The 16,869-nt window shown below is 55.4% G+C and carries 18 protein-coding genes; 11 read left to right on the top strand and 7 right to left on the bottom strand.

The genetic code is table 11. From position 1 onward, the window contains the following. Positions 1 to 15 precede the first annotated feature (15 nt). Positions 16 to 1,127 (bottom strand): IS3 family transposase gene (locus J2125_RS02515; RefSeq protein ID WP_209499454.1). Its coding sequence is split into 2 segments (ribosomal slippage): positions 16 to 866 and positions 866 to 1,127, totalling 1,113 coding nucleotides; the frame shifts between segments, so codons are not numbered across the junction. 88 nt (positions 1,128 to 1,215) lie between these two features. Between J2125_RS02515 and phnL the strand changes: the two genes are divergently transcribed. From phnL to phnE (J2125_RS02480), 7 genes are all read left to right on the top strand, one after another. After that, complete coding sequence (phnL, locus tag J2125_RS02510; RefSeq protein ID WP_017802732.1) at positions 1,216 to 1,929, top strand: phosphonate C-P lyase system protein PhnL; 714 nt, start codon at positions 1,216 to 1,218, stop codon at positions 1,927 to 1,929. After that, a complete protein-coding gene (gene phnM / locus J2125_RS02505; protein ID WP_017802731.1) occupies positions 1,916 to 3,052 on the top strand; it encodes an alpha-D-ribose 1-methylphosphonate 5-triphosphate diphosphatase in 1,137 nt (378 codons plus the stop codon). The genes phnL and phnM overlap by 14 nt, the downstream gene beginning before the upstream one ends. Further along, positions 3,052 to 3,591: a ribose 1,5-bisphosphokinase gene (gene phnN, locus J2125_RS02500; RefSeq protein WP_017802730.1), complete on the top strand. Its 540-nt coding sequence runs from the start codon at positions 3,052 to 3,054 to the stop codon at positions 3,589 to 3,591. The genes phnM and phnN overlap by 1 nt, the downstream gene beginning before the upstream one ends. 103 nt (positions 3,592 to 3,694) lie before the next feature. After that, positions 3,695 to 4,528: a phosphonate ABC transporter ATP-binding protein gene (gene phnC, locus J2125_RS02495; RefSeq protein WP_017802729.1), complete on the top strand. Its 834-nt coding sequence runs from the start codon at positions 3,695 to 3,697 to the stop codon at positions 4,526 to 4,528. An 11-nt stretch (positions 4,529 to 4,539) separates the two neighbouring features. Further along, positions 4,540 to 5,472: a phosphonate ABC transporter substrate-binding protein gene (gene phnD / locus J2125_RS02490; RefSeq protein ID WP_017802728.1), complete on the top strand. Its 933-nt coding sequence runs from the start codon at positions 4,540 to 4,542 to the stop codon at positions 5,470 to 5,472. 48 nt (positions 5,473 to 5,520) lie between these two features. Further along, on the top strand, positions 5,521 to 6,387 hold the full coding sequence (gene phnE, locus J2125_RS02485) for a phosphonate ABC transporter, permease protein PhnE (protein WP_017802727.1): 867 nt from the start codon (positions 5,521 to 5,523) through the stop codon (positions 6,385 to 6,387). After that, positions 6,384 to 7,262, top strand: a complete 879-nt coding sequence (gene phnE, locus J2125_RS02480; RefSeq protein ID WP_017802726.1) for a phosphonate ABC transporter, permease protein PhnE — start codon at positions 6,384 to 6,386, stop codon at positions 7,260 to 7,262. Before phnE (J2125_RS02485) ends, phnE (J2125_RS02480) begins: the two co-directional genes overlap by 4 nt. Before the next feature lie 2 nt (positions 7,263 to 7,264). On the opposite strand, the gene J2125_RS02475 is transcribed toward phnE (J2125_RS02480), so the two are convergent. Then, a complete protein-coding gene (locus J2125_RS02475; RefSeq protein WP_017802725.1) occupies positions 7,265 to 9,880 on the bottom strand; it encodes an ATP-binding protein in 2,616 nt (871 codons plus the stop codon). Between the two features lie 149 nt (positions 9,881 to 10,029). On the opposite strand from J2125_RS02475, the gene J2125_RS02470 reads away from it, so the two are divergent. The 4 genes from J2125_RS02470 to J2125_RS02455 all read left to right on the top strand — a co-directional run bounded on the left by J2125_RS02470 (position 10,030) and on the right by J2125_RS02455 (position 14,292). Next, positions 10,030 to 11,544 carry a sugar ABC transporter ATP-binding protein gene (locus tag J2125_RS02470; RefSeq protein ID WP_017802724.1) on the top strand — a complete coding sequence of 505 codons (1,515 nt, stop codon included), beginning with the start codon at positions 10,030 to 10,032 and terminating at the stop codon, positions 11,542 to 11,544. Between the two features lie 10 nt (positions 11,545 to 11,554). Next, the gene (locus tag J2125_RS02465) at positions 11,555 to 12,544 is read left to right on the top strand and encodes an ABC transporter permease subunit (RefSeq protein ID WP_017802723.1); all 990 of its coding nucleotides are present in this window, start codon (positions 11,555 to 11,557) and stop codon (positions 12,542 to 12,544) included. Between the two features lie 64 nt (positions 12,545 to 12,608). Next, positions 12,609 to 13,550, top strand: a complete 942-nt coding sequence (locus J2125_RS02460; RefSeq protein ID WP_017802722.1) for an ABC transporter substrate-binding protein — start codon at positions 12,609 to 12,611, stop codon at positions 13,548 to 13,550. A 58-nt stretch (positions 13,551 to 13,608) separates the two neighbouring features. Next, positions 13,609 to 14,292, top strand: a complete 684-nt coding sequence (locus tag J2125_RS02455; protein WP_017802721.1) for a D-lyxose/D-mannose isomerase — start codon at positions 13,609 to 13,611, stop codon at positions 14,290 to 14,292. Positions 14,293 to 14,381: 89 nt separating this feature from the next. Here the strand turns inward: J2125_RS02455 and J2125_RS02450 are convergent, their stop codons facing one another. From J2125_RS02450 to J2125_RS02435, 5 genes are all read right to left on the bottom strand, one after another. Beyond that, entirely contained in the window at positions 14,382 to 14,834 is a 453-nt protein-coding gene (locus J2125_RS02450) for a DUF943 family protein (protein WP_017802720.1), read from the bottom strand. Then, entirely contained in the window at positions 14,831 to 14,965 is a 135-nt protein-coding gene (locus J2125_RS25175; RefSeq protein ID WP_338063272.1) for a DUF3289 family protein, read from the bottom strand. Before J2125_RS25175 ends, J2125_RS02450 begins: the two co-directional genes overlap by 4 nt. A 4-nt stretch (positions 14,966 to 14,969) precedes the next feature. Next, a complete protein-coding gene (locus J2125_RS02445) occupies positions 14,970 to 15,677 on the bottom strand; it encodes a DUF3289 family protein (protein WP_338063270.1) in 708 nt (235 codons plus the stop codon). Positions 15,678 to 15,765: 88 nt separating this feature from the next. Continuing rightward, positions 15,766 to 15,918, bottom strand: coding sequence for a hypothetical protein (locus tag J2125_RS02440; RefSeq protein ID WP_017802719.1), 153 nt, complete (start codon positions 15,916 to 15,918; stop codon positions 15,766 to 15,768). Between the two features lie 46 nt (positions 15,919 to 15,964). Next, positions 15,965 to 16,714, bottom strand: a complete 750-nt coding sequence (locus tag J2125_RS02435) for a response regulator (RefSeq protein ID WP_017802718.1) — start codon at positions 16,712 to 16,714, stop codon at positions 15,965 to 15,967. Between the last annotated feature and the right edge of the window lie 155 nt (positions 16,715 to 16,869).

Raw genomic sequence — 16,869 nt, 5'->3', positions numbered from 1 at the left:
GTAAGCATACCTGTTTTAGTTCCACACACTTTTTGAGAGTTCCGGTTTTTCAGCCATCAGCCGGTATTCTTCCGGCGTCAGGTTATTCAGGGATTCATGAGGCCGCTCGCTGTTGTATTCCGTCAGCCAGCGCTCTGTGATTTCCCGTGCTTCATTCAGCGTTCTGAACAGATAAAAATCCAGGATTTCTGTCCGGTACGTCCGGTTAAAGCGTTCGATAAAGGCATTCTGTGTCGGTTTGCCTGGCCTGATAAATTCCAGCATCACGCCATGGTCCTCAGCCCATTGTGCCAGAGCCAGTGATATCAGCTCCGGGCCGTTATCCATCCGCATCTTCAGCGGATATCCACGGTTTGCCACTATCCTGTCCAGCACCCGCACAACCCGCTGCGCCGGGATATTCAGGTCAATTTCTATGGCCAGAGCCTCACGGTTAAAATCATCCACGACGTTGAAAGTCCGAAAACGTCGCCCACATGTCAGCGCGTCGTGCATAAAATCAATCGACCAGCTCTGGTTGAGTGCTTCCGGCGTTGCCAGAGGAGCCGGATTGCGCACCGGAAGACGTTGTTTCCCCTTGCGGCGAAAATTGAGTTTCAGCAGGCAGTAAATCCGGTGAACACGCTTATGATTCCAGGCGTTACCCTGCCTGCGAAGTACCTGAAAAAGCTTCTTAAATCCGTATCGCGGATAGCGTTCTGCCAGTTCAGTCAGCGCCAGGATCACCGGTTCATCACGCCGGGTATCGGGCTGATAAAAATACACCGTCCTGCTCAGCGATACTGTCCTGCATGCCTGGCGGATGCTCATGGAAAATTGTGCAGTCAGATAGCTGACAAGCTCCCGCTTTATCGCTGGTTTTAGAGCTTTTTTTCGATAACGTCCTTCAGCGCCCGGCATTCCAGACTCAGGTCGGCGAACATCTGCTTCAGGCGACGATTCTCGTCTTCAAGATCTTTCATCTTTTTGATATCTGAAGCCTCCATTCCGCCGTACTTTGCTTTCCAGTTGTAATAGCTGGCTTCGGATATTGCCGCTTCGCGGCAGACGTCCTTAACGGTACGTCCGGCTTCGACAGACTTCAGAACGGCAATGATCTGGTGTTCGGTGAATCGGGCTTTACGCATGGCGATCTCCTCAGAGGACATAATCAGTATGTCGGAAGATCTCTAAAAGTGAATGGACCGTTTTATCGGGATACTTACAAGACAAGTGATGAATACACAACTTCGGGTTGAGAATCTCAGTAAAACTTTTGTGCTGCATAATCAGCATGGCGTGGTGTTGCCGGTACTGCGTGAGACCAGTTTTACGGTTGATGCGGGCGAATGCGTGGTGCTGGACGGTCAGTCCGGCAGCGGCAAATCGACGCTGCTGCGTTCGCTGTATGGCAACTACCTGCCGGAAAGCGGTCATATCTGGCTGCGTCATCAGCAGCAATGGATTGACCTGGTGAGCGCGCCCGCGCGGCAGATCCTGGCGGTGCGCCGCGAGACGATCGGCTGGGTCAGCCAGTTTTTGCGCGTGATTCCGCGTATCTCTACACTGGAAGTGGTGATGCAGCCGCTGCTGGAGCGCGGTGTGGAACGGTCAATCTGCGAAGCGCGGGCGCGTCATCTGCTGTCACGCCTGAATGTGCCGCAGCGCCTCTGGTCGCTGGCGCCATCTACTTTTTCCGGCGGAGAACAGCAGCGCGTCAATATTGCGCGCGGTTTTATCGCTGACTATCCAATTTTACTGCTGGATGAACCTACCGCGTCGCTCGACAGCAGCAACAGCGCGGCAGTGGTGCAACTGATCGAAGAAGCCCGCGAACGCGGTGCGGCGATCGTTGGTATTTTCCATGATAAAACGGTGCGCGAACGGGTTGCCGATCGTCTGCATCTGATGTTACCCGCCGCCCAGGAGCGCGCATATGATCATCAATAATGTCCGGCTGGTGCTGGAAAACGAGGTTGTCAGCGGTTCGCTGGAGATGCGCGACGGCATAATCCGCAGCTTTAGCGACTCGGTCAGTCAGCTGCCTGCGGCGCTGGATGGCGAAGGCGGTTTTTTACTGCCGGGGCTGGTGGAACTGCATACCGATAATCTCGACAAATGCTTTACGCCGCGTCCCAAAGTCGACTGGCCCGCCCATTCGGCGATGAGCAGCCACGATGCGCTGATGATCACCAGCGGCATCACCACCGTGCTGGATGCGATTGGCGTCGGTGATGTGCGTGACGGCGGCCACCGTCTCGATAATCTGACTAAAATGCTGGATGCGATTACTCACAGCCAGCGCCTCGGGCTGAACCGCGCCGAGCACCGTATCCATCTGCGCTGTGAACTGCCTTTCGACGGCACGCTGGCGCTGTTTGAGCAGTTAAAAGCGACGCCGGGACTGTCGCTGGTATCGCTGATGGACCATTCGCCGGGCCAGCGTCAGTACACCTCGCTGGAGAGTTATCGCACCTACTTCCAGGGCAAATATCAGCTCAACGACAGCGAAATGGCGGCATATGAAGAGCAGCAGATCGCGCTGGCGCAGCGCTGGTCGCAGCCGAATCGCGCGGCGATTTCCGCGCTGTGTCGCGAGCAGGGTATTGCACTGGCCAGCCATGATGACGCCACCGCTGCCCACGTCGACGAGTCACATGCCATTGGCAGCGTCATTGCCGAATTCCCGACCAGCGAAATTGCCGCCCGGCGCTCGCGTGAGCTGGGGTTACAGATCCTGATGGGCGCGCCAAATATTGTGCGCGGCGGTTCGCACTCCGGCAATGTTGCGGCGCACCGTCTGGCGCAGTGCGGCCTGCTGGATATTCTGTCATCCGACTACTATCCGGCCAGCCTGCTGGATGCCACCTTCCGTCTGGCGCAGGATGAAACCAACAGCTACGACCTGCCGCGCGCCGTGGCGCTGGTTACCGCCAATCCGTCCGCCGCCTTGCAGCTTAACGACCGTGGCGTCATTGCCGAAGGCAAGCGCGCCGATTTGTTGCTGGCGCATACCGACCATGGCCATGTGCATATTCGCCATGTCTGGGCGCAGGGCAGGACGGTGTACTGATGGCCAGGCTGATCTGGCTGATGGGCGCCTCCGGCTCCGGCAAGGACAGCCTGTTAAATGCGCTGCGTGAGCAGCCGCCGGAAGGGATTATGGTGGCGCACCGTTATATCACCCGGCCTGCTGACGCGGGCGGCGAAAACCATATTGCCCTCAGTGAAACAGAGTTCCTGCGCCGTCGCGGCAAGGGACTGTTCGCTATCGACTGGCAGGCGCATCAGCACTATTACGCGCTGGGGATCGAGATCGATCTCTGGCTGGCGCAGGGTATTGATGTGGTGGTTAACGGCTCGCGGCTGCATCTGAGCGCCGTCCGTCAGCGTTATGGCGGGCAGCTGTTGCCCGTCTGTTTGCAGGTCTCTCCGGCTGTGCTGGCGACACGTCTGCGTCAGCGCGGGCGCGAAAGCGAAGCGGAGATTGCCCGGCGACTGCAACGTGCGCAGCAGGGGGCGCCGGAACCGTGCCTCAGCCTGAATAATGATGGCGCGCTAAGTGACACCCTGCGCCAGTTTCGCGCGCTGCTGGAGGCACAGCACTTTTAACGTCGTCATCGTTTTATCATCCGCCTGTCATCAGGGATTCACACCCCGTGCCCTTAATAAGCGTGCAAATCCATGAACCCACTGACCAGACACGGATAAAAATATGGCACAGGCACTATTGAAATCCGCTCCTGAAACTGAGGTGCGCTTGCAGCCGGTACGGCAGCAAAAGGTCCTCGCCGTGCGGGGATTAGGCAAATCGTATTCCGCCCGGCAACCGGTGTTGCAGGATATCAATTTTGATCTGCATGCCGGTGAACTGGTGGCGGTGGTGGGCCGTTCCGGCGCGGGTAAATCGACCCTGCTGCATGTGCTGAACGGCACGCTGCCCGCCAGCGAAGGGTCGATTGTCAATTACCGCCAGCAGGGCGATCAGCAGGATATCGTTAAGCTAAGCAGCCGTCAGCTGCGTCAGTGGCGTAGCGAATGCGGCATGATCTTCCAGGACTTCTGTCTGGTGCCGCGCCTTGATGTGCTGACCAACGTGCTGCTGGGGCGTCTCAGTCAGATCTCAACGCTGAAATCCTTTTTCAAAATTTTCCCCGACGAAGACCGCGCCCGCGCCATCGCCTTACTGCAGTGGCTGAATATGCTGCCGCAGGCGTTACAGCGCGCGGAAAATCTCTCCGGCGGGCAGATGCAGCGCGTGGCCATCTGCCGCGCACTGATGCAAAACCCCAAAATCTTGCTGGCTGATGAGCCGGTGGCGTCACTCGATCCGAAAAACACCCGACGCATTATGGATGTTCTGCGTCAGGTCAGTGATAACGGCATCAGCGTGATGGTCAACCTGCATTCGGTCGAGCTGGTGAAAGAGTACTGCACGCGGGCAATTGGCATTGCACATGGCCGCATCGTGTTTGATGGCCATCCCGCGCAGCTTAATGAAGCACTTCTCCATACGCTGTATGGCGATGAAATCAGTCAACTTAACTAATGGCGACAGCAATGAAAAAAACCATGGGTCTTGCAACACTCTTAACCGGCGCAGCGATCACTTTCAGCGCGGTGGCAGCGGATGCACCGAAAGAATTAAACCTCGGTATTCTGGGCGGTCAGAACGCCACGCAGCAGATCGGTGATAACCAGTGCGTAAAAGATTTCTTCGATAAAGAACTCAGCGTCGATACCAGACTGCGTAACTCGTCAGACTACTCAGGGGTAATCCAGGGACTGCTCGGCGGTAAAATCGATATGGTGCTGAGTATGTCGCCATCCTCTTTTGCGTCGGTGTATATCAAGGACCCGAAAGCGGTCGATGTGGTGGGGATCGTGGTTGATGATACCGACCAGTCGCGCGGCTACCACTCGGTGGTAGTGGTGAAAGCGGACAGTCCGTACCAAAAACTGGAAGATCTGAAAGGCAAATCCTTTGGTTTTGCGGATCCGGATTCCACTTCCGGCTTCCTGATCCCGAACCAGACCTTTAAGCAGATGTTTGGCGGCAGCAGCGATAACAAATACAACAACACCTTTAGCAGCGTCACCTTCTCCGGTGGTCATGAGCAGGACGTGCTTGGCGTGTTAAACGGCCAGTTTGAAGGCGCCGTAACCTGGGCTTCAATGATTGGCGACTACAACACCGGCTATACCAGCGGCGCGTTCACCCGCATGATCCGTATGGACCATCCGGACCTGATGAAGCAGATCCGCATTATCTGGCAGTCACCGTTGATCCCGAACGGACCGGTGCTGGTCAGCAATAAATTACCGGCGGACTTTAAGCAGAAAGTGATCGCGGCGATTAAGAAGCTGGATACAGAAAACCACAGCTGCTTCGTGAAAGCGGTGGGTGGCAAGCAGCATATCGGCCCGGCGACGGTCGCGGATTACCAGCAGATTATTGATATGAAACGTGAGCTGACCAAAGGCGACCGCTAAACCCCGTGGCCCGCCTGCCAGGGCGGGCCTCTGTCTGTATGGATATTTATGCATAACGACTTTGAACGCTATTACCAGCAGATAAAAGGCCGCCAGAAGCGTGACACAATCCTCTGGTCGCTGTTGCTGGTGCTGCTCTATCTGGGAGCGGGTCAGGTAGCGGAATTCAATCTGCATACCGTCTGGGTCTCCCTGCCGCATTTCTTTGACTACCTGCATGAAACGATCCCGGTGCTGCACTGGTCACTGTTATTTGCTGATGGTCATACCGAAGGTTCTTTCGCTTACTGGGGCTATCGTCTGCATATTCAGCTGCCGCTGATTTGGGAGACGCTGCAACTGGCGCTGGCCGCCACGCTGATGTCGGTGATGGTAGCGACAATACTGGCCTTTTTTGCCGCCAGCAATACGCAAAGCCCGGCGGCGCTGCGGCTGGCGATCCGCACGGTGGTGGCTTTTTTACGCACCATGCCGGAACTGGCATGGGCGGTGATGTTTGTGATGGCGTTTGGTATTGGCGCTATTCCGGGATTTCTGGCGCTGGCGCTGCACTCAATCGGCAGTCTGACCAAACTGTTCTATGAGGCGATTGAATCCGCCTCCGATAAGCCGGTGCGCGGCCTTGCGGCTGGCGGCGCGACGAAGATACAGCGGATGCGCTTTGCCTTCTGGCCACAGGTAAAACCGATTTTCCTCTCCTACAGCTTTATGCGCATGGAAGTGAATTTCCGCCAGTCGACCATTTTAGGGCTGGTGGGGGCCGGGGGCATTGGTCAGGAGCTGATGACCAATATCAAGCTGGATCGCTATGACCAGGTGAGTATGACCCTGCTGCTGATTATTGTGGTGGTGTCATTGCTGGATACTTTCTCCGGACGTTTACGCCGCTGGGTGGTTGAGGGACAAGCTGCATGATTACATTGCATACTGAACGGGATCTGGCGCAAATCCGGCAGCAACACGCGCCGCTGTTTAACCTGCAGCGTCGCTATCTGCGGCGTATTCTGCTGCTGGCCCTGGCGGTGGCGCTGTTCTACCTCGGGTTCTTTCAGATGTTTGGTATTCCGTGGGCGCAGTGGGTGAATGGCTGCCAGCAGATTAGCCGCTATTTCTTGCGCATGTTTGTCTGGCACGATTTTGCCAGCTGGCCGTTTGGCTACTACCTGTCGCAGATCGCGATTACGCTGGCGATTGTATTTGTCGGCACCTTAACCGCCACCGTGCTGGCGTTACCGCTATCATTTCTTGCCGCGCGCAATGTGATGGCCAGCCGCGGTCTGCGTCCGCTGGCGCTGCTGGTGCGGCGTTTGCTGGATATTCTGCGTGGCATTGATATGGCGATCTGGGGACTGATTTTTGTCCGTGCGGTGGGCATGGGGCCGCTGGCCGGGGTGCTGGCGATAGTGATGCAGGATATTGGGCTGCTGGGCAAGCTGTATGCCGAAGGGCATGAAGCGGTAGAACGCTCGCCGGGTCGTGGTCTGAATGCGGTTGGCGCTAACAGCCTGCAGAAACATCGCTATGGTATTTTTACCCAGTCCTTTCCAACGTTTCTTGCGCTGAGCCTGTATCAAATTGAATCCAATACCCGTTCGGCAGCGGTGCTGGGATTTGTCGGCGCCGGAGGCATCGGTCTGGTATACGCCGAGAATATGCGGCTATGGAACTGGGATGTGGTGATGTTTATCACCCTGATTATGGTGGTAATTGTGATGATTATGGATGCGATTTCCACCCGTCTGCGTCGTCGCTATATTACTGGTAAAGCGATTCCGTTGTATCAGCCTTAAAATTACGGGTGATCGGCTGGCAGCGGCAGGCGACTCGCCGTCAGACTGCGCTGCCATGCCCGACGCATCGCCTGCGCCAGCTGCGACTGACTGTAGGGCTTCGCCAGCCGTTCGCACAGCGGTAGCGCGCCTTGCTGCTGCTGCCGCAGATCCTGACCGCTGACCAGCAGGGTAGCCAGCGCCGGATTAGCGCTCTGTGCCTGGCGAATCACTTCGGCGCCATTTAATCCGCCTGGCAACATCAGATCGCTGACCAGCATGCTGATATCCGCAGTTCGCTGCAACAGGGTCAGCGCCTGGTCGCCGGTGGTGCACTCCAGCGTCAGATAGCCCAGCTGATGCAGCTGGTCACACAGTGTCTGGCGTACGTCTGCTTCATCGTCCAGCACCAGCACCAGACGGTCATGCTGTCCGGCCTGCTCTGGCTCTGGTGTGCGGCTGGCGGGTTGCAGTTGCGCCGGTGCGCGCGGCAGCTGCAAACGAACCAGCGTGCCCTGACCCGGGGCAGTCTCCAGCTGAATGCCGCCGCCAGACTGACGTACAAAACCGTATACCATTGACAGCCCCAGACCGCTGCCGCTGCCAGGCGCTTTGGTGGTGAAAAAGGGTTCAAAAACCTGTGCGCGGACCTCCTCGGACATACCGCACCCGTGGTCGATAACCTCAATCGTGACGCGGTCACTTTTTTCCTGCGGGCTGATTTCAACCCGCTGATTATAAATGCGTATTTTAATCTCACCGTCACTCTCGCCCAGCGCGTCGCGGGCATTGACCACCAGATTGATTAGCGCGTTCTCCAGCTGACCGGCATCAATCCATGCCAGCCAGCCCGGCTGCTGCGCCTCAATCGCCAGCGTCTGGCCGGGAGATAGCGAATGACTCATTAGCTCTTGCAGATTTTCCGCCAGACTGGCGACCTGCACCGCCTGCGGATGCAGCGCCTGTTTGCGCGAAAACGCCAGCAGGCGCTGGGTCAGCTGGGCGGCGCGTTCGGCGGCTTTTAGTGCGCGGCTGATGCGCTGAGCGCTCTGCGCATCAACACTGGCGCGATCGATTAATTCCAGGCTGCCAATAATCACTGCCAGCAGATTGTTAAAATCATGGGCAAGGCCGCCGGTAAGCTGACCGACCGCTTTCATCTTCTGGCTGTGCACCAGCGCTTCCTCCAGCGCCTTGCGTTCGGTGCGTTCCAGCACCGTATTGACCATCCCGCGATGCGGCACCGGGCTGAAGCGCAGTTCGATCACCCGGCCATCATGCAGCCGCAGCTCCTGCGGCTCCGGCAGGTCGTGGCTGAGATTAAGCGCTGACTGCGGAGCGAGTTGCCGCAGCAGTTGCTGATAGTGCTGCCCGCGATGCAGCTGCTGCGCCGCCAGCCCGAGCAGCAGCGGATACTGCGAGTTCCACACCACCAGATGCCCGCTGCCATCGAACAGCGCAAAACCGTCGCGCATCGCCAGAAAAGTCGACTCCAGCTGATTACTTTTTTCTTTTAACAGCCGTGAAGTGTGTTCCAGCGAGGCGGTATTACGCGCAAATACGCTAAAGGCGCGCGCCAGGTCGCCCAGCTCATCACGCCGTTGCAGCGCCGGAACGCTGACGTCGCGCTGTCCCTGCGCCAGCCGGGTCATGGCGCTGGCAATCGCCGTCAGATTCGAGCCAAGATTTCGGTAGATATAGAATCCGGCAAAGCCGGTGATCACCAGTGACAGCAGGGCAAACAGGGTGATAAACAGAATAATCAGATTCAGTTCATGATGAGTGGCGGCGGTACGCAGCGTGGTTTCCTGCGCCACTTTGCCGACATACAGCGTGATATCCTCATTAAGCATCGCCACCAGCGCTTTGATTTGGTAGGTGTGGTAAGCAATCGCCAGATCGCTGTCGGCCAGCTGCTGCGCCAGCGGCGGCAGGGAACGCCCGGTCGCCAGCAGTCGCTGTATTTTATCGTTCAGCAGAGTATTGCTGCTGTGCTGCGGCCATTGCAGCATTACCTGCCGCCACTGCTGAATCGCCGGTAACGGTGACGGTGTCAGGGTGGCGACAGTAATCAGTCGATCGATCTGCTGACGTAGCGGCAGCGGCGGCTGAGTGAGCCGGTCTCGCCGCATAATGTCGTTGATATGGTGCAGCTGCAGCTGGGCCTGATACAGGCCGCTTAACATCATATTGCGTTGCAGATGGCGCTGATGGCCGCGGGTAAGCAGTCTGCTGACGCTCTGTTCGAGGGTCAGGCTGCGCTGTGAGATACGACTAACCAGCTGCGGTTCGCGGCTGGCCAGCGGCGCGGCGGCGATGCGCAGCAGCGACTGTTGCAGCGCCTGCTGAGTTTGCCGTAATCGCGCTGCTTCACTCTGATATTCCAGCGCGCCCACCACCTGCGACAGGCGCGCCGCCGAGGTGGCGACACTCGCCGTATCGCGCGCCAGCGCCAGACTGCCGGTCATATCATCAAGGGTTTGCGCCTGCGCCTGTTCCTGAATGGCGCCCGCATGGTTAAAACCAATAATCGCCACCGCACTGACCATCAGCGTAACCGCCACCACCAGCAGATTAAATATCAGCAGACGGCCACGTGCGCCCGCCAGTCGTCGGGGGTAAACCGTTTCAGTGGACATAGAGTGGCTCCGCAACATCGCTGAGACTGTGCGGCGAGTATAAAAGTGGCGGGGTTTAACACTATGACAAAGATGAATGAGCGCTGACATTTTCCATTTATTTAATCCTGTTTTACTGCTGCCATGATCCGGCGAACAGGATGCATGGCATGGCAGCGACAGCAATTCTGGAAATGAAAAATATCTCGCGCCGCTTTGGTCAGTTCTGGGCATTAAAAGATGTCAGTCTGACGGTCTGGCCGGGCGAAGTGCATGCCTTAATGGGCGAGAATGGCGCCGGTAAGAGCACCTTAATGAAGATTCTGGCCGGTGCTTACAGCGCCAGCAGCGGAGAGATTCTGATTGATGGTCAGCCGAAAATGATTAAAGGGCCAAAGGATGCGCTGGAAGCCGGTATTACGCTGATCTACCAGGAGATGAATCTGGCGCCTAATCTGACGGTGGCTGAAAACATCTTTCTTGGCAGTGAAATCCAGCGCTACGGGCTGGTGAAACGGCGGCAGATGGCGCAGGAAGCGCAAAAGGTGATTGACCGTCTGCATGCCCGTTTTTCGGCAACTGACCGGGTGTTCAGGCTGAGTATCGCTGAACAGCAGCAGGTGGAGATTGCCCGCGCCTTACACCGTAACAGCCGGATTTTAGTCATGGATGAGCCGACGGCGGCGCTGTCGTCGCGTGAAACCGAACAGCTGTTTGCGCTGATTAAACGGCTGCGCGCCGAAGGGATGGCGATTATCTATATCAGTCACCGTATGGCCGAGGTGTATCAGCTTTCCGATCGCGTCAGCGTACTGCGCGATGGTCAGTATGTCGGCAGTCTGACGCGTGACAATCTGAATGCCAGCGAACTGGTGCGCATGATGGTGGGTCGTCCGCTCAGCGATCTGTTTAACAAAGAGCCGTCGATTAGCGATGGCGCGCCGCGGCTGACGGTGGATGGTCTGACTGACGGCGGCAAAATCCATCCCTGTAGCCTTGAAGTGCGCGCCGGGGAGATTGTCGCCCTCGCCGGACTGGTGGGAGCCGGACGCTCCGAGCTGGCGCAGCTGATATTCGGCGTACACAAAGCCACTAACGGCACGGTGGCGGTCGATCAGCAGCCGGTGCATATCTCCTCGCCGCGTGAAGCGATTGCCCTTGGCATCGGCTATCTGCCGGAAAACCGTAAAGAGCAGGGGCTGTTTCTGGAGCTTGCCGCCCATGAAAATATCGTCATGGCCACCATTGAACGCGATGCCCATTACGGCCTGCTGGATCGACGCAAAGGGCAGCAAATCTCTGGTGACGCCATCCACTCGCTTAATATCCGCGTTCCGCATGCGCAGGTGCGGGCTGGCGGACTCTCCGGCGGTAATCAGCAGAAGCTGCTGGTGTCGCGCTGGGTGGCGATTGGTCCGCGCATTCTGCTGCTGGATGAGCCAACACGCGGCGTTGATGTCGGCGCCAAAAGCGAGATCTACCGCATGATGAACCGCATGGCGCAGCAGGGGGTGGCGATCCTGATGATTTCCAGCGAACTGCCGGAAGTGGTCGGCATGAGTGACCGGGTTTATGTGATGCGTGAAGGGGCGATCGCTGGAGAGCTGCAACGCGACAGCATTACCCAGGAGAATATTATGACGCTGGCAACCGGCGTTGATCTTCCGCAACCGGTTAACGTCTGAGGAGCCATCCATGACTAACTCTGTCCCTGCACGCAGCAAAACCCCGGTGCTGAAGCGCGTACTGATGGCTGACATGATGCAAACCATCGGTATTCTGCCGATTCTGATCCTGATCGTGGTGGTGTTTGGCTTTGCGACGCCCAACTTCTTTACCGAATCGAATCTGCTGAATATTACGCGTCAGGCTTCAATCAATATTGTGCTGGCGGCGGGGATGACCTTTATCATTCTGACCGGCGGTATCGACTTGTCGGTAGGCTCAATGCTCGGCGCAACTGCGGTGGTGGCGATGGTCACGTCGCTCGATCCGGCGCTGGCGAATCTGACCATTCCGGCGGCGCTGTTTTCCGGACTGCTAATGGGACTGTTTAACGGCGTGTTAGTCGCCTGGGCCGGACTACCACCGTTTATTGTCACCCTTGGCACCTACACCGCGATGCGCGGCGCTGCCTATCTGCTGGCGGATGGCACCACGGTGATTAACTCCAGTATTAATTTTGAGTGGATCGGCAATGGCTATCTCGGCCCGATCCCCTGGCTGATTGTGATCGCTTTTGCGGTGATCGCCATCTGCTGGTTTATCCTGCGCCGCACCACGCTGGGCGTTCATATCTACGCGGTGGGCGGCAATATTCAGGCGGCGCGTCTGACCGGGATTAAGGTGGGCGCCGTGCTGCTGTTTGTCTATGCCGCCAGCGGACTGCTCTCCGGGCTGGCCGGGCTGATGAGCGCTTCACGGCTGTATAGCGCCAACGGCAATCTGGGCGTCGGCTATGAGCTGGATGCGATTGCGGCGGTGATCCTCGGCGGCACCAGTTTTGTTGGCGGTATCGGCACCATCACCGGAACGTTAATTGGCGCGCTGATTATCGCCACCCTCAACAACGGTATGACGCTGATGGGCGTCTCCTATTTCTGGCAGCTGGTGATCAAAGGTGCGGTGATCATTATTGCTGTGTTGATTGATAAATATCGCACCCGCCATCACCAGGCGAACTGAGGATTTCCCGACATAACTGACACGCCATTCTGCTGTTGGCGACAACCGATACAGGAGAAGGTCCATGCGTTTAAATCCGATTATCACCGGGCTGCTGACCGCCACCATGCTGGTGGCCGCGCCACTGGCGCAGGCAAAGCCACTGAAAACCATTGGCGTGACCGTGGGGGATTTGGCCAACCCGTTTTTTGTACAGATAGCGAAAGGCGCTGAGATGAAGGCGCGGGAGCTGGCGGGTGACAATGTAAATGTCACACTGGTCTCCAGCGGCTATGACCTTGGTCAGCAGGTGGGGCAGATTGATAACTTTATCGCCGCGAAGGTGGATATGATTATCCTTGGCGCTGCCGATTCGAAAGGGATTGCGCCTGCGGTAAAGCGCGCGCGTGATGCCGGGATTGTGGTGGTGGCGGTTGACGTGACCGCCGATGGCGCCGATGCCGCGGTGACCTCCGATAATACCCAGGCCGGTAGCCAGGCTTGCCAGTATATCGCTGAACGCCTGAAGAATAAGGGCGATGTGGTGATTATCAACGGTCCGCCGGTCTCTTCGATTCAGGACCGGGTATCCGGCTGTATGCGCGAGTTTAAAAAGCATCCGGATATCAAAGTGCTCTCTTCTAATCAGAACGCCAAAGGCAGCCGTGAAGGCGGGCTGGAAGTGATGACCTCGTTGCTTTCGGCCCATCCAAAACTTGACGCGGTATTTGCCATCAATGATCCGACCGCCATCGGCGCGGATTTGGCCGCCAAACAGGCGCAGCGCAGCGAGTTCTTTATCGTCGGCGTTGACGGTTCGCCAGATGGTGAAGAAGCGCTGAAACGTAAAAACTCACTGTTTGTCGCCACCCCGGCGCAGGATCCGCAGGTGATGGCGGCACGGGCGGTGGAGATTGGCTATGACATTTTGCAGGGCAAACCTGCGCCGAAAGAGACGGTGTTGATCCCGGTGAAAACCATCGACCGTAACAATATCGGCGAATATAAAGGCTGGACGGTGAAATAAGCGCCTCCGTGGCAGGCAGCGCAATCGCTGCCTGCCTGATTCAACAGGAGATAAGCTGATGAAGCGCTCTGAGGTCAATGCGATTTTGCAGCAAACCCACGAATTTTTTGCCCGTCAGGATGTGCATCTGCCGCGCTGGGCTGAGTTCTCGCTGGCGCAGTGGCGGCAACGGGCGCGTGAGGAGTGTCGGGAGGTGTTTGATCTGAAGCTGGGCTGGGATGTTACCTCTTTCGGCAGTGACGATTTTCAGCAGCAGGGGCTGACGCTGTTTACCCTGCGTAACGGTTCGCCTGACGGCGCACCCTATGCCAAATGCTATGCCGAAAAGATGATGCACTGCCGTGAAGCGCAGGTGACGCCGCTGCATTTCCACTGGCGCAAACGTGAAGACATTATTAATCGCGCGGGCGGCAACCTGATTGTTGAGCTGTATAACCGTGACGGCGAGGCGCTGGCGAATACCCCGGTAACGGTGGTGATTGACGGTTTCCGTCAGACCCATGCCGCCGGGACGCAGATCCGTTTATCGCCCGGTGAGAGCGTCACACTGCCGCCTGGCATCTGTCACAGTTTCTGGAGTGAGGCCGGGCTGGGTGATGTGCTGGTAGGGGAGGTATCGATGATTAACGATGACGAACACGATAACTTTTTTCTGTCGCCGATAGCGCGCTTTAATCCGGTGGAAGATGACGAAGCGCCGCGCTGGTTACTGTGTAATGAATACGGGCGCTATCTGCCATAAATTGTTTATTAGCTTTGGTTTACGGGCGCGGCAAATACCTGCACGCCCACGCCCCTTGGGCCACCGCTGACCAGCCACAAAAAATGGTTTTAGTTATGAGCAGATTTGCTAATTTCACCATCGGCTTTAAGGATATATACAGCATTTTCAAAACTAAATTTTGTATTGCCGTTTCGCAAATATACCACCCGCATGATAATTTTTTTATCAATGCATTTTTTTTGCGCAGGTATATCATCAAAACATAACCTATCCTCATTGCCTTCTTCTTTATAGCCTTCGCCAAATTTATAAATGGTTACAGAGTATGGTCCGCCGCTCTCTGCTGTTGAAATATTATACTTAGCGTAGATCTCTGATTGGTTCTTCTGCCACCATTGAATACTGGCCGAATCTGATACAGGAAGGGTATTAACCAGTATCTCAGCCGTATATTGGTTGTGATGGGCGTCAACAATATTTACTTTTCTGTTATCCATGTATAGATATAAAGCAAAACCTAAAATAGCTAATGCGAGTAATGCTTTAATTAATTTATTCATTGGTTAGCGCCTTCAATATCAATAGTGGCTTCCATATTAGTGAAAAATGGCTTAAATTCAAACCTATTGAATATTTGTAATATAAACCAGATCCTGAAAAACTGAAACTGCTTAAACTTGTTTTTTCTGATATCTTCAGTATCTAATCCAAAATGGTCCTGACCGATGTATTTTATTTTTTGCTCGCCAATGATTTTCGTTTACTTCCAAACTTTGTAAATATATCTGTGTAGCATGAACATCATGGATGGTGATACCTAGACCATTAATATTATCCAGAATTAAAGAGTTAAATTTTGGTAAAGCAGTATCACCGATTGCATTTGTTAATGCATTAATTTTACTCGCCGGATATCCTTTCCCTGAATAGTCAATAAATTTATTAATTGCATCTATGATTGCAACTCGCGAGCTGTTTTTTGAGCTATCATTAATTATCTGTTTTTTATAAGCATTATCCAGTTGCATATCTCTGAAAGGGTTGCCGGTCGATTTTTGCAGGTGAGTAAGCATTTTGTTGATTAAGTGTCTGTAAGATCCATAGAAAGCGTAGGGAAGTGAGGTTACCTGCATTTCAGTAAATAGCAATCTGGCGCATTCCTGAACGCTTACAGATTCCCCTTTTTTGCTTCCATAGACTCCCGAGAATCTTGACTGTGGATTGTTGAATGGTGTTAAACGAGTCAATGTATAGGGATCAACTAAATTTGAGATGTTGCTTAGGTTAAACTCTCGTTTCAACCTCTCCTCAGTGATGTCTCCATATCTCATATCGTCAGCGCCGTAATCATTAAAATTGCGACGAGTTGCAAAAATTTTTTGAGGGAACGTGGCAAATGTCATGGCTGCTATCCTTCCTTGATGTGGACCAATCCTTCAGATTAAGCCTGAATGTTAACCTGGCTTAATGAATATTTTCAATTCATGCCTTTTATTTGCCATGGATTTCCGGCGGGACAAAACACATCATCAGCGCGGAGAGCAGCGCAAATATCGTCAGTGCTATGGCTGCGCCCATTGCGGCATACAGTATACCGAAGATCACTGAACCTATCACCTGTCCTGCCACCGGAGACGGTGGCATAACTCGCGCCACACAGCGCCACGGCCGGATAATAAAACCGAAGGGATCAGGCAATACGACTGTTAATCAGCGCTGCGTCCGGGCGCACCGCATCAGCGGAAAACACATAACCCAGTCCGCGAATGGTGCGGATCAGCGTCGGCTGGTGCGGGTTGATTTCAATTTTGCGCCGCAGCCGCATAATCAGTACATCAATGGTGCGGTCAAATACATCGAGGGTTTCACTGTGGGTCAGTTCAAGCAGCTGATCGCGCGTCAGCACTTTGCGCGCATGACTGATCATCGCCAGCAACAGCGTATATTCGCCCTGCGTCAGCACCACCTCTTCACGCTGTGGATTCAGCAACACGCAGCGATTTTCATCCAGCCGCCAGCCATTAAACTGCCAGCCACGCCAGCTGGTATATGGATTCTCCACCGATAAGAAACCGCTACGGCGTAACACCGCTTTGGCGCGCGCCACCACCACCCGTGGGTTAAATGGTTTGGCGATATAGTCGTCTGCGCCCATCTCCAGACCGACCACGATATCTGACTCCGACCCCATGCCGGTCAGCATAATGACCAGCAGATCGGGACGTGTGCGCTGCATCTGCTGCAGCACCAGCAGGCCATTGGTATCCGGTAAAATCATATCCAGCATCACCAGCGCGATCTCGCGATGGCACGCCAGTAAGTCCAGCGCATCCGCGCCGCAATGGCAGCTGTAGAGGGTAAAACCATGTTCACTCAGCACATCGTTAAGCAGCTCGCAGATGGCTTTATCGTCGTCAACCACCAGAATGGCGGGTTTCATCGCAGCGACCTCACAGGTTGCAGACAGGTTAAAAAGCAGTGTATCTGAGCCGATAATCTGCGTGCGGGGCAGGCGATAAAACTGTGAGACGGGTCGCGGGTGGCGCGTGGATTTTTCGGCATTCGCCGCAGAATTGCCGCGCGTGGCGTTAACCC

This window comes from Winslowiella toletana, assembly GCF_017875465.1.
GTDB classification, from domain to species: Bacteria; Pseudomonadota; Gammaproteobacteria; order Enterobacterales; family Enterobacteriaceae; genus Erwinia; species Erwinia toletana.
Note: the sequence above shows the minus strand (reverse complement) of the source record. Positions and strands in the feature narration are given on the sequence as shown.